The 23,295-nt window shown below is 61.4% G+C and carries 27 protein-coding genes and 3 pseudogenes; 17 read left to right on the forward strand and 13 right to left on the reverse strand.

Features of this window, described 5'->3' with window-relative positions:
* Positions 1–38 precede the first annotated feature (38 nt).
* Together CIT31_RS24210 and CIT31_RS24215 are read right to left on the reverse strand one after the other, a co-directional pair.
* Positions 39–650 carry a pyridoxamine 5'-phosphate oxidase family protein gene (locus CIT31_RS24210; protein ID WP_095520680.1) on the reverse strand — a complete coding sequence of 204 codons (612 nt, stop codon included), beginning with the start codon at positions 648–650 and terminating at the stop codon, positions 39–41.
* 70 nt (positions 651–720) lie between these two features.
* Complete coding sequence (locus CIT31_RS24215; RefSeq protein WP_095520681.1) at positions 721–1,074, reverse strand: gamma-butyrobetaine hydroxylase family protein; 354 nt, start codon at positions 1,072–1,074, stop codon at positions 721–723.
* A 199-nt stretch (positions 1,075–1,273) separates the two neighbouring features.
* Here CIT31_RS24215 and moaA point away from each other — a divergent pair, with 199 nt between their 5' ends.
* The 12 genes and pseudogenes from moaA (at position 1,274) to CIT31_RS24275 (ending at position 10,417) form a co-directional block, all read left to right on the forward strand.
* On the forward strand, positions 1,274–2,269 hold the full coding sequence (gene moaA, locus CIT31_RS24220; RefSeq protein WP_065010019.1) for a GTP 3',8-cyclase MoaA: 996 nt from the start codon (positions 1,274–1,276) through the stop codon (positions 2,267–2,269).
* Positions 2,270–2,387: 118 nt separating this feature from the next.
* Positions 2,388–2,733: pseudogene (locus CIT31_RS24225) on the forward strand (hypothetical protein).
* 125 nt (positions 2,734–2,858) lie between these two features.
* The gene (locus tag CIT31_RS24230) at positions 2,859–3,779 is read left to right on the forward strand and encodes a DMT family transporter (protein WP_095520789.1); all 921 of its coding nucleotides are present in this window, start codon (positions 2,859–2,861) and stop codon (positions 3,777–3,779) included.
* Positions 3,780–3,819: 40 nt separating this feature from the next.
* Positions 3,820–4,452: a molybdenum cofactor guanylyltransferase MobA gene (gene mobA, locus CIT31_RS24235; RefSeq protein WP_095520682.1), complete on the forward strand. Its 633-nt coding sequence runs from the start codon at positions 3,820–3,822 to the stop codon at positions 4,450–4,452.
* On the forward strand, positions 4,449–4,958 hold the full coding sequence (gene mobB, locus CIT31_RS24240) for a molybdopterin-guanine dinucleotide biosynthesis protein B (RefSeq protein WP_095520683.1): 510 nt from the start codon (positions 4,449–4,451) through the stop codon (positions 4,956–4,958). Before mobA ends, mobB begins: the two co-directional genes overlap by 4 nt.
* 214 nt (positions 4,959–5,172) lie before the next feature.
* On the forward strand, positions 5,173–5,955 hold the full coding sequence (locus CIT31_RS24245; RefSeq protein ID WP_095520684.1) for an ABC transporter substrate-binding protein: 783 nt from the start codon (positions 5,173–5,175) through the stop codon (positions 5,953–5,955).
* Between the two features lie 116 nt (positions 5,956–6,071).
* Positions 6,072–6,785, forward strand: a complete 714-nt coding sequence (locus CIT31_RS24250; RefSeq protein ID WP_095520685.1) for an ABC transporter permease — start codon at positions 6,072–6,074, stop codon at positions 6,783–6,785.
* Positions 6,782–7,615 (forward strand): ABC transporter permease, encoded by an 834-nt coding sequence (locus CIT31_RS24255; protein WP_029352525.1) that lies wholly within the window; start codon positions 6,782–6,784, stop codon positions 7,613–7,615. Before CIT31_RS24250 ends, CIT31_RS24255 begins: the two co-directional genes overlap by 4 nt.
* Before the next feature lie 64 nt (positions 7,616–7,679).
* Positions 7,680–8,549 carry an NAD(P)-dependent oxidoreductase gene (locus tag CIT31_RS24260; protein ID WP_095520790.1) on the forward strand — a complete coding sequence of 290 codons (870 nt, stop codon included), beginning with the start codon at positions 7,680–7,682 and terminating at the stop codon, positions 8,547–8,549.
* A gap of 8 nt (positions 8,550–8,557) precedes the next feature.
* Positions 8,558–9,259: a DNA alkylation repair protein gene (locus CIT31_RS24265; RefSeq protein ID WP_065010013.1), complete on the forward strand. Its 702-nt coding sequence runs from the start codon at positions 8,558–8,560 to the stop codon at positions 9,257–9,259.
* Positions 9,222–9,800: a GNAT family N-acetyltransferase gene (locus tag CIT31_RS24270; RefSeq protein WP_095520686.1), complete on the forward strand. Its 579-nt coding sequence runs from the start codon at positions 9,222–9,224 to the stop codon at positions 9,798–9,800. Before CIT31_RS24265 ends, CIT31_RS24270 begins: the two co-directional genes overlap by 38 nt.
* Positions 9,801–9,847: 47 nt before the next feature.
* Complete coding sequence (locus CIT31_RS24275) at positions 9,848–10,417, forward strand: DUF3299 domain-containing protein (RefSeq protein WP_095520687.1); 570 nt, start codon at positions 9,848–9,850, stop codon at positions 10,415–10,417.
* 11 nt (positions 10,418–10,428) lie between these two features.
* On the opposite strand, the gene CIT31_RS24280 is transcribed toward CIT31_RS24275, so the two are convergent.
* From CIT31_RS24280 to CIT31_RS24295, 4 genes are all read right to left on the reverse strand, one after another.
* Positions 10,429–10,920, reverse strand: a complete 492-nt coding sequence (locus tag CIT31_RS24280; RefSeq protein WP_006333679.1) for an Lrp/AsnC family transcriptional regulator — start codon at positions 10,918–10,920, stop codon at positions 10,429–10,431.
* 119 nt (positions 10,921–11,039) lie between these two features.
* Complete coding sequence (locus tag CIT31_RS24285) at positions 11,040–11,657, reverse strand: uracil-DNA glycosylase family protein (RefSeq protein ID WP_065010010.1); 618 nt, start codon at positions 11,655–11,657, stop codon at positions 11,040–11,042.
* A 16-nt stretch (positions 11,658–11,673) separates the two neighbouring features.
* Complete coding sequence (locus CIT31_RS24290) at positions 11,674–12,285, reverse strand: glutathione S-transferase (protein WP_095520688.1); 612 nt, start codon at positions 12,283–12,285, stop codon at positions 11,674–11,676.
* Between the two features lie 100 nt (positions 12,286–12,385).
* The gene (locus tag CIT31_RS24295; RefSeq protein WP_095520689.1) at positions 12,386–13,009 is read right to left on the reverse strand and encodes a thermonuclease family protein; all 624 of its coding nucleotides are present in this window, start codon (positions 13,007–13,009) and stop codon (positions 12,386–12,388) included.
* 75 nt (positions 13,010–13,084) lie between these two features.
* On the opposite strand from CIT31_RS24295, the gene CIT31_RS24300 reads away from it, so the two are divergent.
* Positions 13,085–14,605 (forward strand): sensor histidine kinase, encoded by a 1,521-nt coding sequence (locus CIT31_RS24300; protein ID WP_095520690.1) that lies wholly within the window; start codon positions 13,085–13,087, stop codon positions 14,603–14,605.
* A 4-nt stretch (positions 14,606–14,609) separates the two neighbouring features.
* Here CIT31_RS24300 and CIT31_RS24305 read toward each other — a convergent pair whose 3' ends face one another.
* Positions 14,610–15,605, reverse strand: coding sequence for a nicotinate-nucleotide--dimethylbenzimidazole phosphoribosyltransferase (locus CIT31_RS24305; protein ID WP_095520691.1), 996 nt, complete (start codon positions 15,603–15,605; stop codon positions 14,610–14,612).
* A gap of 182 nt (positions 15,606–15,787) precedes the next feature.
* On the opposite strand from CIT31_RS24305, the gene CIT31_RS24310 reads away from it, so the two are divergent.
* Together CIT31_RS24310 and CIT31_RS24315 are read left to right on the forward strand one after the other, a co-directional pair.
* Positions 15,788–16,021 carry a DUF1289 domain-containing protein gene (locus tag CIT31_RS24310; protein WP_095520692.1) on the forward strand — a complete coding sequence of 78 codons (234 nt, stop codon included), beginning with the start codon at positions 15,788–15,790 and terminating at the stop codon, positions 16,019–16,021.
* A 7-nt stretch (positions 16,022–16,028) separates the two neighbouring features.
* A complete protein-coding gene (locus CIT31_RS24315) occupies positions 16,029–16,733 on the forward strand; it encodes a TIGR02281 family clan AA aspartic protease (protein ID WP_095520693.1) in 705 nt (234 codons plus the stop codon).
* 24 nt (positions 16,734–16,757) lie between these two features.
* On the opposite strand, the pseudogene CIT31_RS24320 reads toward CIT31_RS24315, so the two are convergent.
* Together CIT31_RS24320 and CIT31_RS35320 are read right to left on the reverse strand one after the other, a co-directional pair.
* Positions 16,758–17,496, reverse strand: a pseudogene (locus CIT31_RS24320) (SDR family oxidoreductase).
* Positions 17,497–17,529: 33 nt separating this feature from the next.
* Positions 17,530–17,712, reverse strand: a complete 183-nt coding sequence (locus CIT31_RS35320) for an SDR family oxidoreductase (protein ID WP_245316439.1) — start codon at positions 17,710–17,712, stop codon at positions 17,530–17,532.
* A gap of 274 nt (positions 17,713–17,986) precedes the next feature.
* Between CIT31_RS35320 and CIT31_RS24330 the strand changes: the two genes are divergently transcribed.
* Entirely contained in the window at positions 17,987–19,000 is a 1,014-nt protein-coding gene (locus tag CIT31_RS24330) for an AraC family transcriptional regulator (protein ID WP_245316440.1), read from the forward strand.
* Between the two features lie 18 nt (positions 19,001–19,018).
* Here CIT31_RS24330 and dusA read toward each other — a convergent pair whose 3' ends face one another.
* Complete coding sequence (gene dusA, locus CIT31_RS24335) at positions 19,019–20,014, reverse strand: tRNA dihydrouridine(20/20a) synthase DusA (RefSeq protein ID WP_206073407.1); 996 nt, start codon at positions 20,012–20,014, stop codon at positions 19,019–19,021.
* Between the two features lie 102 nt (positions 20,015–20,116).
* Between dusA and CIT31_RS24340 the strand changes: the two genes are divergently transcribed.
* Positions 20,117–20,398, forward strand: a complete 282-nt coding sequence (locus tag CIT31_RS24340; protein ID WP_095520694.1) for a pyocin activator PrtN family protein — start codon at positions 20,117–20,119, stop codon at positions 20,396–20,398.
* Between the two features lie 177 nt (positions 20,399–20,575).
* On the opposite strand, the pseudogene CIT31_RS35915 reads toward CIT31_RS24340, so the two are convergent.
* The 3 genes and pseudogenes from CIT31_RS35915 to CIT31_RS24355 all read right to left on the reverse strand — a co-directional run.
* Positions 20,576–20,726, reverse strand: a pseudogene (locus tag CIT31_RS35915) (short-chain dehydrogenase); the annotation flags it as partial.
* A 16-nt stretch (positions 20,727–20,742) separates the two neighbouring features.
* On the reverse strand, positions 20,743–21,777 hold the full coding sequence (locus CIT31_RS24350) for a proline racemase family protein (RefSeq protein ID WP_095520695.1): 1,035 nt from the start codon (positions 21,775–21,777) through the stop codon (positions 20,743–20,745).
* Complete coding sequence (locus tag CIT31_RS24355; protein ID WP_095520696.1) at positions 21,774–23,267, reverse strand: aldehyde dehydrogenase family protein; 1,494 nt, start codon at positions 23,265–23,267, stop codon at positions 21,774–21,776. Before CIT31_RS24355 ends, CIT31_RS24350 begins: the two co-directional genes overlap by 4 nt.
* Positions 23,268–23,295 lie beyond the last annotated feature (28 nt).

The raw sequence follows: 23,295 nt of genomic DNA on the forward strand, positions 1-23,295 counted from the left end.
TGCTCAAACAAAAGGATGGAGCTCGCGGAACGATCCGCTCACCACATAGACTTTTTCGCGCGCTCCGGCCATTCCTTGTCGTAAGCCTCGCCGTCGATGCCTTTCCGGCTGGTGATTTCCAGGATCTTTCCGGGTGTCGGCAGTGATTTTGGGTCGACATGCCTCGCCGGGTTCCACAGTTCCGACCGGACAATGGCGCGAGCGCACTGGAAATAGACCGAATCGACCTTGATGACCGTGACCGAGCGCGCCGGCTTGCCGTCGACGCTGAACGAGGCACAGAGCGCGGCATCCGTGGTGATGTGGGCGCGGCCGTTGACGCGCAGCGTCGTGCCGGAGCCTGGGACCAGGAACAACAGGCCGACGCGCGGATCGCGAATGATGTTTTTTAGCGAATCGGCACGGTTGTTGCCGCGCCGGTCCGGCATCATCAGGGTTTTCGGATCATAGATGCGAACGAAGCCGGCGAGATCGCCGCGCGGCGAGCAATCCAGCCCTTCCGGCCCGCTGGTCGCGAGCGCGGCAAAAGGCGAGGCCTCGATGAAGGCGGCGTACTCGGGAATCACATGGTCGAGTTCCTTGACCAGCGAGGTCTCGCCGGGCAGGCCATACAGCGCTTCGAGCTGTTCGACCGTGGTTATGATGGACATTCTTGCCTCCGGATAGTCCAGCCGCCGTTACTCCCGATCCATGATGTTCTGACGACAGGATGGCCGCCAGCTAACGATCGCGGCTGAGGCCCTTTTCCGCCAGCTCGGCTAAGTAGGCATTCCAGCGGGCCTCCTGCTCATGACCCAGCGTATGCAGGTAATTCCAGGTGAAGATGCCGGTATCGTGGAAATCGTCGAAGGTGATGCGGACGGCATAGTTGCCGACTGGTTCGATCTTCAGGATCGCAACGTTGCGCTTGCCGGGAACGGTCACACGCTGTTCGGGCGAATGGCCCTGCACTTCGGCCGATGGCGAGGCAACGCGCAGAAACTCCGCCGGCAACTCGAACGGCTGATGGTCAGGGAACGTCACGGTAAGCAGCCTGCGGTCCTTCGAGACCCTCAGTTCCTTCGGCGCCGTCATGGTGATAGGTCCCGCATCATCTGTCCTTTCCCTACGCCGCTTCGCGCAGCGGGAAAAGGCCGCTTCGAAACTTCCGACACAATCTGTCGGTGGCGCGATGTGACCTAGGATCGAAACTTCTTATCTTGAATGGCAGGTTGGATCGTATCACATAGCCATATATAACGATGCCGTTCGCAGCCACGGGAAATGCACTAGCATGGACATGATCGATCCTTTTGGTCGCACGATCAGCTATCTCAGGGTGTCGGTCACCGATCGCTGCGACTTCCGCTGCACCTATTGCATGGCCGAAGACATGGCGTTCCTTCCAAAGAAGGATCTGCTGTCGCTGGAAGAGCTCGACCGGCTGTGCACGGTTTTCATCGAAAAGGGTGTCAGGAAACTGCGTCTTACCGGCGGCGAGCCGCTGGTGCGCAAGAACATCATGCATCTAGTGCGTCAGATTTCGCGTCATCTCGAAAGCGGCGCTCTGGAAGAACTGACGCTGACCACCAACGGCTCGCAGCTTTCGCGCTTTGCCGCTGAACTCGCCGATTGCGGGGTCAAGCGGATCAACGTCTCACTGGACACCCTGGACCCGGAAAAATTCCGCCAGATTACCCGCTGGGGCAATCTCGACAAGGTCATGGAGGGCATCGACGCTGCGCAGGCAGCGGGGCTGAAGGTAAAGCTCAATGCGGTGGCGCTGAAGGATTTCAACGACGCCGAGCTGCCGGAGATGCTGCACTGGGCGCATGGCCGCGGCATGGAGTTGACGGTCATCGAAACCATGCCAATGGGCGAGATCGACGCCGACCGTACCGACCAGTATCTGCCGCTGTCGCTGCTGCGTGCAGCGCTGGAGCGGCAGTTCACGCTGTCCGACATCCCCTACAAGACCGGTGGTCCGGCCCGCTACGTCCATGTCGCCGAGACCGGTGGCAGGCTCGGCTTCATCACGCCGATGACGCATAATTTCTGCGAAAGCTGCAACCGCGTCCGGCTGACCTGCACCGGCACGCTCTATATGTGCCTCGGCCAGGAGGACGCCGCCGATCTGCGTGCACCGTTGCGTGCATCCGAAGGCAATGAACTGGTCGCCGACGCCATCGATGAAGCCATTGGCCGCAAGCCGAAGGGCCATGATTTCATCATCGACCGCCGGACCAATCGCCCGTCGGTGTCGCGGCACATGAGCGTCACCGGCGGCTGATCTTCTCGATCACACCCAGAAAAAGACTGGTCCGCAACCGGTTGCCGATTTACTGGCGAAACGTTCCAGCCTAGCCTCCTGCTCGGGAGCGGATCCTCGCTCGGTGGGGGAGTACAACATGCGCAAATTCAGTCTTTCTCTTGCATTGCTTGGGCTCGCGGCCGTGCCCGCGGCCGCCCAGTCGATCGGCGGTCGCCGGCACCAATTTTGACGGATCGTCCTATGGCGGCGAGGCAACCATCACGCTGACCAGCGAGACGACCTGCGCAATCCACTGGGAGACAGGCGGCTCGTCCTCGGACGGCATCTGCATGCGAAACGACGATGCCTTCTCGGCAGGCTATGTCATGGGCAAGGCGGTCGGCCTTGTCGTCTATAAGGTACAGGAGGACGGCTCGCTGCACGGCCTGTGGACGATTGCCGGCAAGGAAGGCAATGGCACCGAAAAGCTGACGCCAAACTAAGTTCTGCTGTCCTGGAACATCAGACATCGCTGGGCCACGCGAAAGGCTGTGGCCCAGCCCTTTGACGTTGCTGTCTTATGACCGGCTGCTACAGGCTTGATGCAAAAGCGCAACCGGTAACGCCTTTGCTTCTTTCCCCAAATCTTCGCGGCGCGCTGTTCATGGTGGTGGCCATGATTGGTTTCACCCTCAACGACGCGATCACCAAAGTCTCGTCGGAATCCATGAACATGGCGCAGGTCATGCTGATCCGCGGCGCCTTCGCTTCGCTTTTCGTAGGCCTGCTTGCCTGGCAACGCGGTGCGCTTGCCCTGCCCGGCTCGATGCTGCAGCCGATGGTTGCGGTGCGCGTCGCCGGCGAAGCCGGCGCTACTGTGTCGTTCCTGGTTGCTTTGGCGCATCTGCCGATCGCCAACGTCTCGGCCGTGCTGCAGGCGCTGCCGCTGGCGGTGACGATGGGCGCAGCACTTGTGTTCAACGAAGGCGTCGGCTGGCGGCGCTGGCTGGCCATCGCCATCGGCTTTGCCGGGGTGCTGATTATCGTGCGGCCCGGCTTCGAGGGATTCAGTGTCTATTCGCTGCTGGCGCTGGCCTGTGTCGCCTGTTGTGCGGTGCGTGACCTCGCCACCAAGCGGATACCGCAAGCCATTCCGACATTGCTGGTGTCGACTGCCACGGCACTCGCCATGACCGTGCTCGGCGCGGCGCTGCTTTTGCCAATGGGCGGGTGGACACCGATGACGGGAGAAAGCACGGCGTCGCTGGCATTGGCGGCAGTGCTCGTGGTCATCGGTTACCAGTTCATCATCATGGCGATGCGGGTGGGCGACATCTCGTTCATCGCGCCGTTCCGCTACACAGCCCTGCTCTGGTCGATCCTGCTTGGCCTGTTCATTTTCGGCGACGTCCCCGACCTGCCCATGATCCTCGGCGCCGGCGTCATTGTCGGCTCCGGCCTCTACGCACTTTACCGCGAACGGATCGTCGGCCGGCAAAAGACAGCCGCCGAAAGCGCTGGACCGGACATGGCGCCGGACGGCATATAGACTTGCCGTTCGCGACGAGTGACCGCATGGACGATAGACGATGACTAAAGACATTGCCGGCATCATTCTGGCCGGTGGCCAGTCGCGGCGAATGGGCGGCGGCGACAAGGGCCTGCTTGCGCTCGGCGGCCGCAGCCTGCTGGACCATGTCGTTGCTCGCTTTGCTCCGCAGGTCGGTCCGCTGGTGCTCAGCGCCAATCGCGACCCGGCACGGTTTGCCGGGGTTGGGCTTCCAGTGGTTGCCGACACGGTAAAAGGTTTTGCCGGACCGCTCGCCGGGATACTGACCGGCCTCGAATGGGCTGCCGCGAACACGGCCTGTGAGGCAGTTGTCACGGCTGAGGGCGATACACCGTTCCTGCCCGAAAATCTGGTCGAGCGGCTGGCCGCGGCAGTCGACGAACGTCCCGGCGCGATCGCCGTCGCCTGTTCCGGCGGCAAACGGCATCCGACATTCGCGCTCTGGCCGCTGGCGCTCCACGACGCCTTGAGGCGTTTTCCGGTCGATGAAGATGTCAGGCGGGTTTCCGCTTCCATCGACCGGCATGACTTTGTCGATGTGGAATTCTCGATGCTGATCTCGGGAGGCCATCTGCACGACCCTTTCTTCAACATCAACACGTCAGACGACCTTGCCCGGGCCGAACGTCTGTTGCAGAGCATGAAGGCATGATGAGACGCGTCTTCGGTATCACCGGCTGGAAGAATTCCGGCAAGACGACACTGACCGAAAAGCTGGTCGCCGAACTCGTTCGGCGTGGCTGGAAAGTCTCGACGGTGAAACACGCCCATCATGATTTCGACATCGATAAACCGGGGGCGGACAGTTTTCGCCACCGGCAGGCCGGAGCCACTGAAGTCGCCATCGTGTCTGACAGGCGCTGGGCGCTGATGCACGAATTGCGCAGCGAGGACGAGCCGACGCTTGAGGCGATCCTGTCGCGGCTCGGCACCTCCGACATCGTTCTGGTCGAGGGCTACAAGCGCGAGGCGCACAGCAAGATCGAAACGCGGCGGCTGGAGACTAAGGACCGGGCACCGCTTTCGGCACATGATCCGCATATCATCGCCATCGCCGCCGACTTCGCCATAGCGGACGAAAGCGTGCCTGTCTTCGATCTCGACGACACGAAATCGATGGCCGACTTCATCGAGCGCGCGACAGGTTTGACGCGCTGAGGGTCTGCCGAAGGAGCATTCGGCCGCCCCCTATTTCCTCGTTGGTATCCCTGCCCCAACGTCAGCATTGTCTGGGAATGCGAAACCCCGCAAGCAACGGTTTTCAGTTGCTTTTTCTTGGGAAAGAATGGGAGTATCGCGTCAGCGGGCGGTCAAAAGAACCGCCCACAGAGCCGTTTGGAACGACGGCCGGGAACATACAGAGAGGACCATCATGCGTACTGCACTGCGAATAGCGCTCGCCGCATCGGCCGCGCTGCTGACATTGGGCGTTGCCCAGGCTCAGGAGAAAACTTTGAGGATCGGCACCGAGGGCGCCTATCCGCCGTTCAACAACCTGACCGCTGATGGCCAGCTCGTGGGCTTCGATATCGATATCGCCAAGGCACTTTGCGACGAGATGAAGGTGAAGTGCACTTTCGTCGCGCAGGACTGGGACGGCATCATCCCGGCGCTTCAGGCCGGCAAGTTCGACGCCATCGTCGCCTCGATGTCGATCACGCCGGAGCGTGCCGAGAAGGTCGACTTCACCAACAAATACTACAACACGCCGCCGGCGATCGCCGCGCCCAAGGACAGCGACATCAAGGGCGTGACTAAGGAGGACCTGGCCGGCAAGACGATCGGCGTGCAGGCGTCCACCACCCACTTCAATTATTCAACCAAGGTTTATACCGATAGTACAATCAAGCCGTACCCGACCGCGCAGGAATACCAGCTCGATCTCGCTAATGGCCGCGTTGATGCGGTCAACGACGATATCACTGTTCTCGAAGGCTGGCTTGCCACGCCGGACGGCGCCTGCTGCAAGCTGATCGGTGCGATCACGCCCGATATCGAGATCCATGGTCCGGGCGCCGGCATCGCGGTACGCAAGGGCGATACCGAGTTGGTCAATCAGTTCAATAATGCGATCGACGCCATCCGCGCCAACGGAAAGTACAAGGAAATCAACGACAAGTACTTCAAGTACGATGTCTACGGCGGCGAGTCCTAATCCTTCCGGATTGACAGCGAACGGCGGGACATTCCCGCCGTTCGCACAAGGAGCGGCGCAGGAGGAGTGACGCCGCGCTGCTCTCAAGGAACCCATAGAGGAGAACAGGCAGGCGGATGCAAAGCGTTTGGACGCTGCTCAGTTGGGGACCCGAGGGCTGGCTCGACGACATTGCCTACGGCGTTTTCATCACCGTCTCGCTTGCTGCCGCGACCCTGCCTGTCGGTCTGATGATCGGCTTTCTGGTCGCATTGGCCAAGCAATCCAATGAGCCGTCGCTGCGGCTGGCCGGCAATATCTACACCACGATCTTTCGTGGATTGCCCGAGCTGCTGACCTTGTTCATGATCTTTTACGGCGCGCAAATCGGCATCCAGCAGTTGATGCGCCTGTATAACCCGACCGCTGCGGTCGAAGTGAACGCATTTGTTTCCGGCATGATCGCGCTCGGCGTCGTCTTCTCATCCTACGCCAGCGAGGTCTTCCTCTCCGCGTTCCGCGCCATCCCGAAGGGACAGTATGAGGGCGGCTATTCGGTTGGCCTGTCGGGCTGGCAGACGATGCGACTGGTGGTGCTGCCGCAGCTTATTCGTATTTCCCTGCCGGGCCTTGCCAATCTGTGGCTCATCCTGCTCAAGGATACAGCGCTGGTTTCCGCCATCGGTCTTGCCGACATATTGCGGCAAGCCGGCGTCGCCGCTCGCGTCACCAAGCAGGCATTCCTTTTTTTTGGAGTCGCTGCTCTTATCTATTTGCTCCTCGCCATCATCTCGTCCTTCGGCATCAATGCCATTGAACGCAGGGTTGGTCGACAACAGGTGCAGCGATGAGCGCGGCAGCAGCCGACGTGGCGACCAAGGTCGAAAAACCGCCAGCAATACCGCGCGGCTGGTCCCGGCAACGTGTATTGGGATATGCGTTGGTCGGTCTCTGGATCGTGCTCGGCATCGGCATGATTGTATACTTGGTCGAGGCTTGGAATTCCGAACTCTTCCAAAAATACGCCCCGGGTTACATCTCTGGCCTGGGCGTGACTCTCACGCTTGTCGCTGTGTCGATCGTGTTGGGCGCCGTCCTTTCAGTTCCTGTCGCCTACGCGCGGATGTCCAGGAACCGGATCCTGTCCAGCTTTGCCTACGCTTATGTCTACTTCTTCCGCGGCACTCCGCTTTTGACCCAAGTCTTTCTTATCTACTATGGAGTGGGTTCGTTTCGACCGGCACTTGAAGCTGTCGGTCTGTGGGGCTTCTTTCGCGAAGCCTGGTACTGCGCCATTTTCTCGTTCACCCTCAATACGGCAGCCTATCAGGCTGAGATCCTGCGCGGCGCAATCGAGAGCGTCCCCAGGGGTCAGTGGGAAGGCGCTGCCTCGCTTGGTCTGCACAAACTGCAAACACTGCGCAAGATCATCCTGCCACAGGCGCTGATCGTGGCGCTGCGTCCCTATGGCAATGAGATCATCCTGATGATCAAAGGCTCCGCCATCGTGGCCCTCATCACCGTCTATGATCTGATGGGCATTACGAAGCTCACCTATTCGCGCACTTTCGACTTCCAGTCCTATATCTGGGCGGCGATCATCTATCTGATCATTGTCGAGATACTCCGCCACGCGGTCGAGTGGGTAGAACGGCGTATTACCATCCATCTGCACCGCTGACTCCCATAGCTTTGCCTGATCCGCTAAGAAGGCCGGAAAACACGGCTTGAAGGGATTCGAAAATATGGCATCGGTGGCATTTCTCGGTCTTGGCGTCATGGGCTATCCAATCGCCGGACATCTCAGGAACAAGGGCGGCCACGACGTCACCGTCTACAACCGCACCAAGGCAAAGGCCGAGCAATGGGTTGCCCAGCATGGCGGGAGTGCCGCCAACACGCCGGCAGAAGCGGCCGACGGCAAGGACTTTGTCTTTTCCTGTGTTGGCAATGACGACGATCTCCGCGCTGTGACGATTGGAGCCGAGGGTGCATTCCAGACGATGGAGAAGGGAGCCATCTTCATCGACAACACCACGGCCTCCGCTGAAGTCGCGCGCGAACTGGCCGAGAAGGCGGTATTGGGCGGTTTCTCGTTCCTCGACGCACCAGTCTCCGGCGGTCAGGCCGGCGCCGAAAATGGCGTGCTGACCGTCATGGTCGGCGGCGAACAGAAAGCTTTCGAACAGGCGAAGCTTGTCATCGATGCCTATGCCCGTATGGTCGGGCTGATGGGCCCGGCCGGCTCGGGCCAGCTCACCAAGATGATCAACCAAATCTGTATCGCCGGTCTTCTCCAAGGGCTGGCCGAAGGCATCCATTTCGGCAAGAAGGCCGGGCTCGACATCGAGAAAGTCATCGAGGTGATCTCGAAGGGAGCGGCCGGCTCATGGCAGATGGAGAACCGCCACAAGACGATGAATGCCGGCAAATATGATTTCGGCTTCGCTGTCGACTGGATGCGCAAGGACCTCGGCATCTGCCTGGCGGAGGCCGACCGCAATGGCGCCAAGCTGCCGGTGACGGCACTTGTCGACCAATTCTACAAGGATGTGCAGGGGATGGGCGGCAAACGCTGGGACACGTCCTCTTTGCTGGCGCGATTGGAAATGTAGGTATTGTCGTGGCCGAGCTGTCACCTCAAGCCAGCGCCGAGGAAATTGTCGACCACCTGCGCTCGGTCGGCTCGGAGGAGAACCGCCTTGGCATGCTGCGCTACGGCATCAAGATCGAACGTGCGCTCGGTATCTCGCATGGCGTGCAGCGGCAGATTGCCAAGAAAATCAAGCGCAACCATGAGCGTGCCTTCGAGCTATGGCAGACAGGCATCGTGGAAGCGCAGTTCATCGCTTCCGTCACGGCCGATCCGAAGCGGTTCACTGCCGCGGATGCAAGACGATGGGCGGCGACTTTCGACTCATGGGATATCGTCGACGGCGTCTCCGATCTCTTTGTCGATACTGATTGCTGGAGGGAACTGATCGCCGAATTCGCAGTCGACGAACGGGAATTCGTTCGACGCACGGCTTTTGCCATGATGGCCTGGTCGGTGGTCCACCGGAAGAATGAACCAGAGGCGACCTTTCTCGACTTCCTGTCGATCATCGAAGTGCACGCCACCGACGGCCGCAATTTTGTGAAGAAGGCGGTGAACTGGGCGCTTCGTTCGATCGGCAAGCGATCGATGAATTTGCACGGCGCTGCCCTTGCCCTGGCACAAAAGCTGGCTGTTTCGACCGACAAGACGGCGCGCTGGATCGGCAAGGATGCTGCAAGGGAACTTTCCGATGCCAAAACGCTCGAGCGGCTCGCCAGGAAAGGCTGATTGGGGCGAAATCCACTTTACTGAGGTGACGCGATCGACGCGCGCCGATTTCGAAAATCTGTTCGAACAGGCGGGCGGCCCGAAATATTGCTGGTGCATGGCCTGGCGCAATCTCGATAACCGTGAGCACCTGGGCAACGACGAGAGGAAACGCGCCATGATGGCGCTCATCGCGGCCGGCACACCGGTCGGCATTGTCGCTCATGCGGAAGGCAAGACAATAGGCTGGTGCTCGGTGGCGCCGCGCGAGACCTACCGCAAGCTGTCGCCGCAACAGGACGACAGCCAGGCGGGCGTCTGGTCGATCGTCTGCTTCTATGTGCCGAGGGCATTGCGCAGCCGAGGGCTGGCAACCGCACTGCTCGACGCGGCCATCGATCAGGCCTTCGCCAAAGGCGCCAGGACGATCGAGGCCTATCCGGTCGACCAGGCATCGCCGAGTTACCGTTTCATGGGCTTCCGAGACATTTTCGTGGCCCGCGGATTCCACGAGATCGGCATGGCCGGCTCGCGCCGGCATGTGATGCGGCTCGAACGTTGACGCTGTCGGCGACGGCAGCTTTACTCCTGTCAAATGGAGAGCACACGATGAGCAATCGACTCAAATCGACAGTGGCGCTGGGGGCCGTGCTGATTTCCATCGCGGCGGGCAGCGCTTCCGCCGAAACCGCGCGGATATTCTGGAAGGATCTGCGTCCGGCGACCCAGCCCGCTGCCGAAAGTGTCGGTTTGCCGATGATCGCGGCAAAAATGCCTGATCATGGCGAGACGCTGTCTCTCAATCTGCGGGACAAGACCGTCCAACTGGCGGGGTACGCGCTGCCGGTCGATCGCGAGGGCGATCTCGTCTACCAGTTCCTGCTGGTACCGTGGACGGGTGCGTGCAGCCACATGCCGACGCCGCCGCCCAATCAGATCGTCCTCGTCACGCCCGCGCATCCCTACAGGATGTCGAAGGCTTACCAGCCGGTTTCCGTGACCGGTGCCCTGAAGCCGGGCATGGAGAAAAGTCAGCTCTTCATTCTCGACGGCGCCAGCGTCATCCAGTCGGGCTACGCGCTGCGCAAGGCGGAAGTGGTGGATATCGATGTGGTGCCGGACACCATCATGCAGCCGGCAAACTCGCCGTGGCATTTTCTCAACAAAAAGAATAACTAAGCAAAAAATCCTCAGGCAGCGTTGGCGCCCGATTCCTTGTCCAGCACCATGTAGTCCAGCGGCATTTCGGTCGTGTACTTGATCTGCTCCATGGCAAACGACGACGAGACATCACGAATCTCGATCTTGGCGATCAGCCGCTTGTAGAAGGCGTCGTAAGCAGCGATGTCGGGCACCACCACGCGCAAGAGATAGTCGACGTCGCCGCTCATGCGGTAGAACTCGACCACTTCCGGAAATTCCTGGATGACCTCCGAAAAGCGCCGCAGCCATTCATGGCTGTGCGAATTGGTGCGGATCGACACGAATACGGTGACGCGCACATTGACCTTTTCATGATCGAGGATGGCGACGCGCCGCTTGATGACGCCCTCCTCCTCAAGCTTCTGGATGCGACGCCAGCACGGCGTGGTCGACAGGCCGACTTTCTTGGCGACATCGGCGACCGCGAGCGTCGCGTCCTCCTGCAAGAGACGGAGGATTTTTCTATCAAGGCGGTCCATTTGGTGCTCCCACGGGGATAGACTAGGAATAGATTGGCTATAGTCCTTCTTATGATGGCCATTCACAAGAAAGAATTTCTGCCAAATGGCACAAAAGCAAGTGATTTCTTGCTCACGCCTCAGCCGAGGCGATAGCGGATTTCCGATCTCAGAAACGGCAGCAAATCCATTTCAAACCACGGATTGCGCTTCAACCAGCCGGTGTTGCGCCACGACGGATGCGGCAGCGGCAGCACTTTCGGGTTGCTGGGCGCACCCCAGATGGTGCGCCAATCCATCACCGTCTCCGTCAGCGAGGGCCGGCGCGCGGCGCCCATGTGCCAGGATTGCGCATAGCTGCCAATCGTCAGCACCAAGTCGATGCGCGGCATCAGTGCCATCAGCGGCGCACGCCAGGCCGCTGCACATTCGCGGCGCGGCGGCAGGTCGCCGCCCTTGGCATCCTGACCGGGAAAGCAAAAGCCCATCGGCACGATGGCAAATTTTGTCGTGTCGTAGAATTCTTCGTTGCTGACGCCCAGCCAGTTCCGCAACCGATCGCCGGAGGCGTCGGTGAACGGCATGCCTGACATATGCACCTTGGTGCCCGGTGCCTGGCTGGCAATCAGGATTCTGGCGCTTGACGACGGTCTGAGCACCGGGCGCGGCTCGTGCGGCAACGGGCGGCCGACCGGGTTTTCGACGCAGATACGGCAGGCGCGTACCCTCGCCGCGAAGTTTTCCAGCTCTTCGCTCAATCTCGGGAACTCATTCTCAGGCGGCGGCGCTCGGCCGGCTGGAGATCGCCTGATGCCAGCGCAGCACGTTGGCACAATCTTCCGGCACCTTGATACGCGCCGGCTTCATGAAGTCGATGGCAACCAGCCCGGTGACGTCGGCGATCGAATAAGCATCGCCGGCGACGAATTCCCGGTTCGCCAACTCGTCGTCGAGGAGTTTCAGGAATCCGACGGCTTTCGGCTTGTTGGCCTCGCCCCATTCGGGGATTTGTGGAACCTCCCATTCCTTCATCGCCGGATGGATGTGCCGGAACGCGGCAGCGGCGCAACCGAGCAAGTTGAGCTCCATGCGTCTTTGCCACATCTCGACTAGCGCCTTGCCGAGCGCGCCGCGTCCGAACAACGCTGGTTCCGGGTGCAACTCCTCGAAATAGCGGCAGATGGCGACCGATTCGGTGATGACGGTGCCGTCGTCGAGTTCGAGCACCGGCAGGCGCTGCAGCGGGTTGCGCGAACTGACTGGCTGCTTTCTGTGCTCCAGCGCGCCCATGTCGACGGGCACCAGAGGAACCTCAAGCCCCTTTTCGGCAAGGAAGACGCGAACCCGCCGTGGATTGGGCGCCCGGCCGCCGTCGAAGAGTTTCATTCCATTTCTCCTATCGGATCGGCCCAAAAACGGGATCGATTTCCGGAAAGCACGATGCGAATCTGATCAGGTCTGTTGCGACAAACTATAAGGTTGACCATCACCGGAAGCGAAAAATTTCTCGCAAGGCATCGCCAATCGAAGCCAAACGACCGTGCTTTCTTTCGACCACTTCGTGATCGCGGCTCTCGCGCCAATCGTGCGGCTCGTCGAAAGTGCCGGCCCAGATGCCGGCCTTGCCGGAGCGGGCAGCGGCTTCCTCAGTTTCGAAATCCCCATAGGCAACCGCCCAGCCGGCCTCGACCTGGGCGCGGTTGAGATCCTTGCCGCCGGCGTTGCAGTCGCCGAGCAGCCGGCGGTAGCGGTCGTGCTGCCAGCCGGTGCAGGAGACGGATTTGTCTGATATCAGGCGAACCAGCGACTGCCGCGCCAGCTTGCCGCAGGGATAGTCGGCGCCGTCCTTGCGGCAAAATTGGGAATATTCCGGCGCATCAATACCGCGCATGCGGATGCGCTCGGAACCGAGCGTGATCGTATCGCCGTCATTGACGACGGCGGCACCCTCAGTCTTGCGCGTCTCGATCCGGTCAAGGCGCGCCGCCAGAAGGATCAGCAGACCGAGGACAAGCACGGTCAGTGCGTAGTCCACCAGCCGGCGCCAAAGGCTTCGCGGCCGCGGCGGGACGTATCGCTGTCGCGGCCGCCGCGGCCACGAACGGCTCATATGGCAAACCGTTGGTTAATCATTCGAACGTAGCTTAACAATTTGAAACCGCTGCCCGCATAAATTGAAGTCTTCATGCCCTCGCAACGCTCGACCACAGCGGACAAGTTTATAGTGGACCGCCGGAAACCCCATCGCAACAGCGATGTGGCGCGGGCGGTGCGCAAGACGCGCGACCGTCTTTCGCAGCAGGTCGGAAATCCCGATTTCGACCGCGAGCTTTTGAAACTCCACGCCCGTGCCATGGTAGGAGGTGCGGTTATCGTGCCGCTTCTCGTCCTGGCGACCGCCGCGACGGGTCTGTTTGCTGGAGTGGGTAAGGAAATTGGCGTCTGGGCCCTTTTTACACTCATCTGCTACGCCATCGTCGTGTTCATGGCGAGCCGCGTCGACCGAACGGAAGCTGCCGAACTCAACCCGCTGCAAACGCACGGTGATTTCCTGATAGGCCATTTCCTTTGCGGCCTGGGCTGGGCCTGGTTCGCCTGGCTCGGTTGCGATGCTTGCCAGGTCGAGCAGTTCCAGCTGATCAAGGCGGTGGTGCTGCTGCTGGCCATGGCGGCGACCGCGATCACGGCGTCATCGCTGCGCGGTGCGTTGCTGGCGACCTTCGCCGTTCCGGTGGCGGCCTATGCCTATGCCGGCGCCAGCCAGTGGATGCCGGCAGAACTGATCATGGCCGGGTTGCTGATCGTCTCGCTGCCCTTCTTCGCCTATGTGGCGCGCCAGCTCAATCGCTCGTCCTTGATGTTGCTCTCGTTCCGCTCCGAAAAGGATGCGCTGATCGCCGAATTGGACACCGCAAAATCGATGTCGGACGAAGCGCGGCGACGGGCGGAGGACGCCAATCTGGCAAAGTCGCGGTTTTTGGCCTCGATGAGCCACGAGTTGCGGACGCCGCTCAACGCCATTCTCGGGTTCTCCGAAGTGATGGCGAACGAGGTGCTCGGCCCGATGAGCAACCCGACCTATCGCGACTATGCTCGCGACGTCCATGACTCTGGCCAGCACCTACTCGACCTGATCAACGAAATCCTCGACCTGTCGCGCATCGAAGCCGGCCGCTACCAACTCAACGAAGAGCCGATGATGCTGCTTTCCGTCGTCGAGGATTGCTGTCACATGATGGAGCTGAAGGCGCGCAACAAAGACATCCGTATCGTCCAGGATTTCGAAAGCGCCTTGCCGCGCCTGTTCGCCGACGAACGCGCGGTGCGACAAATCGCGCTCAATCTTTTGTCGAACGCCATCAAGTTCACCGGAACTGGCGGCGAGATCCGCGTGCGCGTCGGCTGGACGGCGGGCGGCGGCCAATACCTTTCCGTCAAAGACAATGGGCCTGGCATACCGGAAGACGAGATTCCGGTCGTGCTGTCGGCCTTCGGTCAGGGCTCCATCGCTATCAAGAGCGCCGAACAAGGCACCGGGCTTGGCCTGCCGATCGTCCAAAGCCTGCTCGCCATGCATGGCGGCGAGTTCGAACTCCATTCCAAACTGCGCGAAGGCACCGAGGCGATCGCCATCTTCCCATTGAGCCGGGTGATGGAGGAATTGCCGGCGCTGCCGACTAAAGCCGTTGCTGCGCGCCGGCGATAGACGCTTAATGAACCGCCGCCGCCATGCCCGAACTGGTGAGCGCAGCGGCTTTGACCAGGCCCGCGGCAAGTGCCGCCCCTGCCCCCTCGCCGTGGCTTACGCCGAGATCAAGCAGCGGGCGCAAGCCGAGTCGCTCGGCGGCCCGAGCATTCGCAGGCTCTGGCGACAGGCTGGCAAGAAGGCAATGGTCGAGCGCGGCGGGGTTGGCAGCATGCAGCGTCGCGGCGGCGGCGGTCGCCACCAATCCATCGAGCAGTACGGGTATCTTCTGCATCCGGGCGGCGAGGATGGCGCCGGCAATCGCTGCGAACTCACGGCCGCCGACTCGCCGCAACGCTTCCAGCGGGTCCCTGAGACCCGTGCCGTGGAAGCTTAGCGCGGCATCGACCACTTTCGCCTTATGCGCCCGCATCGATGCATCGGCGCCCGATCCGGATCCGACCCAATCGGCGCCCTTGCCGCCAAACAGTGCGGCAAATAAAGTCGCTGCAACGGTGGAATTGCCGACGCCGAGGTCGCCAAGGCAAAGCAGATCGGTGCCGCCGGCGATCGCCTCCATACCGAACGCCATGGTGGCAGCGCAGCCGCGCTCGTCAAGTGCTGCGTCCTCAGTGATGTCGGCGGTCGGAATGTGCAGCGCAAGATCGAACACTTTCAGCCCGAGATCATTGGCGATGCAGATCTGGTTGACCGCCGCACCGCCCGCCGCGCAAAGCTCGACGGCGTTCGCCGTGGCAACGACGGGCCGCGGCGAAATGCCGTGCCGGGCGACGCCATGATTGCCGGCGAAGATCGCCACCAGGGGCCGGTTCACCGCCGGCGGCGCGCGGCCACTCCAGGCGGCGAGCCACGCGGCGATGTCCTCGATGCGGCCGAGCGAACCTTTGGGTTTGTCGGCCTTGGTAAATAGCGCACGGACGCGGGCTTCGGCTGCCGTGTCGGCCGGCGGAAGGGTCGCCAGAAGATTGCGAAAATCGTCGAAGGGCAGCGCGCTGGTCATGGCGTTGGTGATCGTTCCCAGAGTTGGTGAGCGGCATAGCCGCCTTGCTCGGCCGGCACAACTGCCTGCATTGACGCGAAAGCGGTTGCCGGCGGCGCATTCCGGAGGGCTTGCATTGGCCTTGCCGTTACACCATGTGGAGGCGAGACAAGGGATTCCTGACGGAACCCTGAGAGAATATCATGACGGCCATCGAATCCCCATGCATCCTGGTCTGTTCGATCGATATGAAAACCGGCTTCTGCTTCGGTTGCGGCCGCACGCGCGAGGAAATCGGCGCCTGGATCGAGATGACCCCTGAAATCCGCCGCAGCGTCATGGCCGAGCTGCCGGCCCGGCTGGAAACGGTCGAACGCAGACCGCGTCGGGAAACGCGCCGCGCCCGCCTCGCGCGCGAACGTGACGCTCTCTCGTGAGCCACATATGAACCGATTTTTCTGGGTTTTGATGATCGTGATCGGGGCAGGCGTTGTCCTGCTCATGCTCAACGATTCCGCCGGCAGCACATTCGGCGTCGAGAATTATGATTTCAGCCGGCTGATCTGGCTTGGCGCATTGGTCGCGCTCATCGGTGCCGGCCTGCTCAGATCAGGCAGACCCTTAGGCGCGATGGCCCGCAACCTCGGCACCTGGGCCGTCATCGTGCTCGCACTGATCGCCGGCTACCAGTACCGTTATGAATTGCAGGATTTCGCCAGCCGGGTAACGGCTGGCCTTGTCCCGGGCAGTCCGCTGGCATTGGGCCTGGAAGACGGCCACGCCACGGTGACCCTGGACAAGGCCGGCAATGGCCATTTCGAAGCGCGCATCATGGTCAACGGCACGCCGGTCCGAGCCGTGGTCGATACCGGCGCAACCAGCACGGTGCTGACCGCGCAGGACGCGCAGGCGGCCGGGTTCAATCCAGCCGCTCTCAATTTCACCATACCGGTTTCCACCGCCAACGGCATGGCACGCGCCGCCGCCGTGAGAACCGACGAATTGGCGATCGGCGGGATCGTACGCAAGGACATGCCGGTCATGATCGCCGCGCCCGGCATGCTCGGCCAGAGCCTGCTCGGCATGAATTTCATCGGCTCACTGTCCGGTTTCGACGTGCGCGGCGACCGCATGATCTTGCGCGATTGAACAGTCGGGCTGCTTCGGCGCCGCTCAATGAGCGTTGAGCATCTCGACCGCTTGATCAAACCGGCCGTCCCGCTCCGCCCAGCGCAGGAAGCCCACGCGCTCCACCAGTACCTCCTTGGGCGTCGGCTCCCGGCTGAACAACGCCATCGTCTCGTCAATGAACGCATCGAGCGGCATATACTCGTCGCGCGTCGACTGGCCGAGCGTGAGTTCAGTGCGCGGGCGGCGCAAGCTCGATCACTTCGACCCTGCCCCTGAGCTGCTCGCGCAACGACACCGTATAGGAACGGATCGCCGCCTTGCTGGCATTGTAGGTCGGCGTGCCACTCAGCGGCACGAAGGCCAGGCCCGACGAGACGTTGACGATCACGGCATTTTGCCGGGCCGCCAGATGGTCGATTAGCGCATTGGTGAGGCGGATCGGCCCGAACAAGTTGGTGACGATCGTCTCCTCCGCGTCGCGCAGATCGCGGGTCCTGGTCAGATTCTCGCGGCGCATAATGCCGGCATTGTTGATGAGCACGTTGAGCGCCGGGTGCTCGGCGACTACGCGCTTGGCAAATGCTGCGATTGCTTCCGGATCTTCAACATTGCCGACCATCGCGTGCATGCCTTCACGCCCGGCGATCGTCTGCTCGAGCGCCTCTTTGCGCCGTCCCGCGACGATCGCAGTGTTTCCAAGCGCATGGAAGCGCAGCGCCAGTTCCCGCCCGATCCCAGACCCGCCGCCGGTGATGAGGATCGTATTTCCGTTCATTTTCATCGTTCTGTGCTCCATCTATTCCAGCCAATCGGGTCAAACGATCCCGCCGTTTGCGAATACCGTCTGCCCGTTGATCCAGGCACCGTCCCCGCTGCAGAGCGCCGCGATTGCGTCGGCAATGTCGGAAGGCTCGCCGATGCGCTGATGTGGCGTGCGCGGCGAAGCCGGCGATCTGCTCCGGCGTCTTCCTGTCAGTGAACAGGGTGGCGTCGACAACGCCCGGCGCCATCGCGGTCACGGAGATCATGCGCCCGCGAAGAGCCATGGCGACATTCGCCAGCACGGCTCGTCTCGGTGACACGTTCTGTCCAGACATATGAATTCCCTTCCTTGTCGAGCGGGCTTGTTCGGTTGGGACATTTCCTACCGGGCGATGCGGTCGACAGCTTGCCAACGCATGCGCACAACTTGCTCGATCCTGCAGCCCAGGTGATGTTTGTCCGCCCGCATGCCAGGATCGCCAGGATCGCGCCGCTGCAGGAGACATTGCATGGACGTCCTCAAACATGCCGTTCACACCTATGCCGCCCGCCATGCAAACCGAGATGGCCCGGCGCTGACGCCAGTGCCGGGTCTGCGGATGATGTGCGTCGAGTCACCACATCGCGACTTGCATTCGGTCTATCAGCCGCTGGTTTGTCTGGTTCTGCAGGGCGCTAAGCTGATGACCGTGGGCAGGGAGCAGCAAGTCTTCACCGCCGGGCAGTCCGTGATCGTGAGCGCGGACATGCCGGTCGCCGGACGCATCGTGCAGGCAAGCCAGCGCGAGCCTTATCTGGCCGTCGCGGTCGAGCTCGAGATGACGCTCCTGCGCGAGGTCGCGGCGCAGTTGGGCAGCGTGCGTGCGCAGCGCCCGTCAGAGACACGCACCTTGTTCGTTGAGGACACCAAAGCCGCGATTCTAGATTGCGCAGTGCGGCTGATGCACTTGCTGGACCGACCGGATGCTACGTCGCTCCTGCGCCCCGGAATTATGTACGAGCTGCATTATTGGCTCCTCTCCGGTCAGCACGGCGCAGCCCTGCGGTCGCTGGCGGATCCGGACAGCCACGCGAGTCGTCTCGCGGCGGCCATCGCGATTCTTAGAGCCGAGTATCGATCGCGTGTTCCCGTCGAGCGTTTAGCGGCAGCAGCGGCAATGAGCCTCACGGCCTTCCACAAGCACTTCAAGCACATGACGTCGCTGACGCCGGGACAATACCAGAAGCGCCTTCGCCTAATCGACGCACGCCGCCTCATGCTCGATAAAGGTTTTTCGGCAACCAGCGCCGGGTTCGAGGTGGGCTACGAGAGCATCTCGCAATTCACCCACAATATCGCCGCACATTCCAGGCGCCGCCGAAGCGCGATGCGCTGCGCACTCGATCCATGTCGCACGCGATCAAAGAAGAAATGCAGGACGCCGAGCGGGCGAGCTCTGCTTAGCTTGACTAGGTCTGCCCGAGCTATCGACGGTCCTCTGGTTGCTGAACAGACCGCGGAAGACACGCAAGCGAACGCATAATCTTGCTCGACTGAACAGTCAGGCTGCTTCGGCGTCCGTCCCGCTAAAATCGACTGCAGCGAAAGCCGCCTTCAGCACATCCGGTCCGGCGCCGGGCCTTGTCGCATCGGTCGAAAGGATCTGCCGGTAACGGCGCGCACCGGGCAGACCGTGGAACAGGCCGACCATGTGACGGGTGACATGGCCAAGCCGCCCGCCCCGCTCAATATGGCGCGCCGCATAATCCGCCATGGCATCGATCAGCGCGGCAAAATCGAACGGGTTGGGTTTGTCACCGTAAAAAGTGGCGTCGACGCCTGCCAGCATGCCCGGCGTGTGATAGGCGCTGCGTCCAAGCATGGCACCATCGACATGATCAAGATGGCGAAGCGCTTCGTCTACCGACTGAATGCCGCCGTTGATGCCGATGAATTTGTTCGTATTTTTGGCCTTCAGCCGATACACCCTGTTGTAGTCGAGCGGCGGGATGTCGCGGTTTTCCTTCGGGCTCAGTCCTTCCAGCCACGCTTTGCGGGCATGCACCCACAGCGCATCTGCGCCGGCCGCGAAAACGCCGTCCGCCAGCGCATCGAGCGCCGGCTCAGGATCGTGCTCGTCGACGCCGATGCGGCATTTGACGGTGACGGGGATGCCGACAGAGGCTTTCATCGCCGCCACGCAATCGGCGACCAGAACCGGTGCTTTCATCAGGCAGGCGCCGAACGTACCCGACTGGACGCGGTCGGATGGGCAGCCGACATTGAGGTTGATCTCGTCATAGCCGAAGGCTTCGCCGATGCGGGCCGCCTCGGCAAGCTTCTGCGGATCGGAGCCGCCGAGCTGCAACGCGACCGGATGTTCCGTACCATCGAAGCCGAGCAAGCGCTCGCGCTCGCCGTGGATGACCGCGTCGGCGACGACCATCTCGGTGTAGAGCAATGCCCGGCGCGTCAGCTGGCGATGGAGGAACCGGCAATGCCGATCCGTCCAGTCCATCATCGGCGCGACGGCGAATTTTCGATATTTTTTAATCATTTATCTACAGTTTTTAAACCACGCTGAGATTGGACGGACTGACATTGCCGGCCTCTATGATATGTGACTCATTTCATTCTGTTTTTCAAAGCGTAACCATCAATGTCACTCAACACCGCTTTTCTGCTCATGGCACAATACAATGGTAAGGCCATCATTCCGCTCGATGAGGTCCGTCGCGATTTCTTTTCGCACCTGACGCTCCCGAAATTTCTCCGCAAGCTCAGTTCAGGCGACATTGCCCTGCCGCTCATGCCAATAGAAACAAGTCAGAAATGTGCCAAGGGTGTGCATTTGCAGGATTTGGCAGACTACCTTGATAAGCGCAGACAGATGGCCCAGAGGGAGTTTTCCCGGATGAGCGGTTGGAAAAAGCAGATGTAGTGCTGAGGAAGCGTCCGCTTCGCGCCCAATGTCGGCCGTTGAGGTCAGCTTCGCCACCGCCTGAAAGCAGACATCGCCGGCGACTACGCTCGAGGTCGCGGTTGGCGCCAGGAGCAGACGTACAGTCTTCAAAACAGACGACAACTTGGCAACAGAAAGCGGCCGCTGACTGATCAATGCGATTGCCTGCGCGCCAGTAAAATCGGCGAGCGATCCCCACATGAAAGCGGCCTCATCCGATGCACGGAAAGCAACCAGGATGGCAACTTCCTCAGGTTGCCGATGCCCCGAACGACACCAGCTTCTCGAGATCAGCAATCGTCCGACCGTCGACCTGCTCCTCCTTAACCCAGCAGATCCACCTGCGGGCCCCAACTGTCCGACAGGGCGAAGCCGCGTGCGAACGGATCGTCATCCGAGATCCTGAGCCGCTCCGTTCCGTAGACCCAGCCGCTCCCCGTGATTCTCGGCAGGACCGCCCTTCGTCCTCCCACTTCGGTTTCGCCAATAGCCTCCGCGAGAAATTCACCGCCGATGATGGAGCGCGACGTACGTCGGTCCCCCACCGATATCTCCCCACGGGTGAGAAGCGTAGCGAGGTTGGCGGAGCTTCCCGTGCCGCAGGGGGAGCGGTCGACTCTGCCCGGCCGCAAAGTCGTGCATGTCCGGATTGCGCCGTCCGGCTCCCTTTTCCTGAACATGACGTAGGCGATCTCGTCGATTCCTGAGAGCGTCGGATGCTCCACCTGGATCTGTTCTGCGAGCAGCGACTTCAGTTCAATCCCCGCCTCCGCCAGCTCGCGTGCATGCCCGGGCGCAATGTCGAGTTCGATCTGCTCGACGTCGACAATCGCATAATAGACGCCGCCAAATGCCACATCGACCTTGATGCGGCCCCACCGTGGCGTGTCGACCATCTTGTCCAGGAACTCCGCAAAGCTGGGTACATTGTCGAGACTGACCGAGAGGCAGCGGCCGCCGCGGCATGCCGCGCGCGCGATGATGAGCCCGGCCGGAGTATCGAGCCTCATCACCGTTTCCGGCTCCCGCATCGCAACTTTTCCACTCTCCAGCAGGGCTGTGACCACGCAGACGCAGTTGCTGCCCGACATCGGATGCGCCCGGTCGGCCTGCAGCACGATAAACCCCGCGTCGGCGTCCGCTCGCGTAGGTGCGATCAGCAGGTTGACGGACATCGCAACGTTGGCGCGCGGTTCGAAGGTGACGAAGCGGCGAAGGCTGTCATCGATGGTGTTGATGTGGTTCATCTTGTCGAGCATGGTCGCGCCGGGGATTTCGGGCGCGCCACCGACGATCACCTTGCCGACCTCGCCCTGGCAATGAACCTGAATGAGATCGATCGAGCGCGCCCAGTTCATTGAGCCGCCTCTGAAGGTTTCAGGTACCAGCCCCACGGCTCCTCGCTCACGAATTTGGTGATCTGTTTCGTCTCGAGATAGTTTTCCAGGCCCCAGTAACCCAGCTCGCGGCCAATGCCTGACTCCTTGTAGCCGCCCCATGGAGCTTCGGTGAATGTCGGCTGCGAGCAATTGATCCAGACGATCCCGGCGCGGAAGGCGACGGCTACCCGCTCGGCCCTGACGTCATCCTTCGACATGACGGCGGCGGCAAGCCCGAAGCGGGACTCATTTGCAAGCTCGATGGCTTCGTTCTCGTCAGAGAAAGGCCTGATGCACAGGACCGGGCCAAAAATCTCCTCGCGCCAGGCATCGCTGTCCAGGGGCACGTCAGTCAGGACAGTCGGCTCGAGAAAGTAACCCCTCTCGAAACCATCAGGACGGCGCCCGCCGCAGGCGACCGTCGCGCCGGCCGATCTGGCCGCCTCAATTGCCCCGAGGACCTGTTCGTATTGGCGCTTTGAAACGAGAGGCCCAAGAAGGATTCCATCCTCAACGCCATTGCCGATGGTGATCTTCTGCGTCTCCTCGACAACCCGCCGCAAGAGCTCCCCATAGATGCCATCCTGCACGAGAACGCGCGATGTCGCCGAGCAGACTTGTCCCTGATTCCAGAAAATGCCGAACATGATCCATTCGACTGCCTCGTCTATGTCCGCATCGTCGAAAACCACGAAGGGCGACTTGCCGCCCAGCTCGAGGCTGACGCGTTTAATGTCGCGGGCAGCGGCCGCCATGATCTTCGAGCCGACAGGACCGGATCCCGTAAAGGCGAGCTTGGCGACGCCCTTGTGATCGACGATTGCCTGTCCCGCCACCGAGCCGGAACCTGTAACGACGTTCAGCACGCCCGGCGGCAACTTTGCTCCGTCTGCGATGGCCGCAAGTTCCAATGCTGTCAGCGAGGTCAGCTCGGCCGGCTTCAGCACGACGGTGCAACCGGCGGCCAGCGCCGGCGCGACCTTCCATGCCGCCATCAGCAGTGGATAGTTCCAGGGGATGATCGCGCCGGCGACGCCAATCGGTTCCTTGACGGCCCTGGATGTGAAGCGCGCATCCGACAGCTCGATCGCCTCTCCCGGATCGTTGTCTCGCTGGTCGGCGAGCCCCGCATAATAGTCGAAGCAGCCAGCCGCATCCGCGATGTCCCATTCGGCCTCCGGTAAAGGCTTGCCGTTGTCGATGACCTCCAGACGTGCGATTTCCTGTTGCCTGGCTCGGATTCCGCCAGCGATCGCCCGAAGATAGGTGGCTCGTTGCGCTCCGGAGAGCTTCGGCCAGCCATCCTTGTCGAAAGCCCGGCGCGCCGCCGCAACGGCTGCGTCGACGTCTTCGGCGGTGGCGGCGGGCAGCTTGTGAATCACATCCTCAGTGGCGGGGTTGATGACGTCGAAGGTTCCGCCTTTGATCGGTGAAACCCACCTGCCGTCGATATAGAGTTCGCTGCGCATTTCGGCTCCTGTTCTTCGTTTCACCGCA

The organism is Mesorhizobium wenxiniae (assembly GCF_002284535.1).
GTDB classification, from domain to species: domain Bacteria; phylum Pseudomonadota; class Alphaproteobacteria; order Rhizobiales; family Rhizobiaceae; genus Mesorhizobium; species Mesorhizobium wenxiniae.

What these genes read in the sequence shown, in the direction of transcription:
- CIT31_RS24210 (WP_095520680.1), bottom strand. Translation starts at nt 650, where the DNA reads ATGTCCATCATAACCACGGTCGAACAGCTCGAAGCGCTGTATGGCCTG.
- CIT31_RS24215 (WP_095520681.1), bottom strand. Translation starts at nt 1,074, where the DNA reads ATGACGGCGCCGAAGGAACTGAGGGTCTCGAAGGACCGCAGGCTGCTT.
- moaA (WP_065010019.1), top strand. Translation starts at nt 1,274, where the DNA reads ATGGACATGATCGATCCTTTTGGTCGCACGATCAGCTATCTCAGGGTG.
- mobA (WP_095520682.1), top strand. Translation starts at nt 3,820, where the DNA reads ATGACTAAAGACATTGCCGGCATCATTCTGGCCGGTGGCCAGTCGCGG.
- mobB (WP_095520683.1), top strand. Translation starts at nt 4,449, where the DNA reads ATGATGAGACGCGTCTTCGGTATCACCGGCTGGAAGAATTCCGGCAAG.
- CIT31_RS24245 (WP_095520684.1), top strand. Translation starts at nt 5,173, where the DNA reads ATGCGTACTGCACTGCGAATAGCGCTCGCCGCATCGGCCGCGCTGCTG.
- CIT31_RS24250 (WP_095520685.1), top strand. Translation starts at nt 6,072, where the DNA reads ATGCAAAGCGTTTGGACGCTGCTCAGTTGGGGACCCGAGGGCTGGCTC.
- CIT31_RS24255 (WP_029352525.1), top strand. Translation starts at nt 6,782, where the DNA reads ATGAGCGCGGCAGCAGCCGACGTGGCGACCAAGGTCGAAAAACCGCCA.
- CIT31_RS24260 (WP_095520790.1), top strand. Translation starts at nt 7,680, where the DNA reads ATGGCATCGGTGGCATTTCTCGGTCTTGGCGTCATGGGCTATCCAATC.
- CIT31_RS24270 (WP_095520686.1), top strand. Translation starts at nt 9,222, where the DNA reads ATGCCAAAACGCTCGAGCGGCTCGCCAGGAAAGGCTGATTGGGGCGAA.
- CIT31_RS24275 (WP_095520687.1), top strand. Translation starts at nt 9,848, where the DNA reads ATGAGCAATCGACTCAAATCGACAGTGGCGCTGGGGGCCGTGCTGATT.
- CIT31_RS24280 (WP_006333679.1), bottom strand. Translation starts at nt 10,920, where the DNA reads ATGGACCGCCTTGATAGAAAAATCCTCCGTCTCTTGCAGGAGGACGCG.
- CIT31_RS24290 (WP_095520688.1), bottom strand. Translation starts at nt 12,285, where the DNA reads ATGAAACTCTTCGACGGCGGCCGGGCGCCCAATCCACGGCGGGTTCGC.
- CIT31_RS24295 (WP_095520689.1), bottom strand. Translation starts at nt 13,009, where the DNA reads ATGAGCCGTTCGTGGCCGCGGCGGCCGCGACAGCGATACGTCCCGCCG.
- CIT31_RS24300 (WP_095520690.1), top strand. Translation starts at nt 13,085, where the DNA reads ATGCCCTCGCAACGCTCGACCACAGCGGACAAGTTTATAGTGGACCGC.
- CIT31_RS24305 (WP_095520691.1), bottom strand. Translation starts at nt 15,605, where the DNA reads ATGACCAGCGCGCTGCCCTTCGACGATTTTCGCAATCTTCTGGCGACC.
- CIT31_RS24310 (WP_095520692.1), top strand. Translation starts at nt 15,788, where the DNA reads ATGACGGCCATCGAATCCCCATGCATCCTGGTCTGTTCGATCGATATG.
- CIT31_RS24315 (WP_095520693.1), top strand. Translation starts at nt 16,029, where the DNA reads ATGAACCGATTTTTCTGGGTTTTGATGATCGTGATCGGGGCAGGCGTT.
- CIT31_RS24330 (WP_245316440.1), top strand. Translation starts at nt 17,987, where the DNA reads ATGGACGTCCTCAAACATGCCGTTCACACCTATGCCGCCCGCCATGCA.
- dusA (WP_206073407.1), bottom strand. Translation starts at nt 20,014, where the DNA reads ATGATTAAAAAATATCGAAAATTCGCCGTCGCGCCGATGATGGACTGG.
- CIT31_RS24340 (WP_095520694.1), top strand. Translation starts at nt 20,117, where the DNA reads ATGTCACTCAACACCGCTTTTCTGCTCATGGCACAATACAATGGTAAG.
- CIT31_RS24350 (WP_095520695.1), bottom strand. Translation starts at nt 21,777, where the DNA reads ATGAACTGGGCGCGCTCGATCGATCTCATTCAGGTTCATTGCCAGGGC.
- CIT31_RS24355 (WP_095520696.1), bottom strand. Translation starts at nt 23,267, where the DNA reads ATGCGCAGCGAACTCTATATCGACGGCAGGTGGGTTTCACCGATCAAA.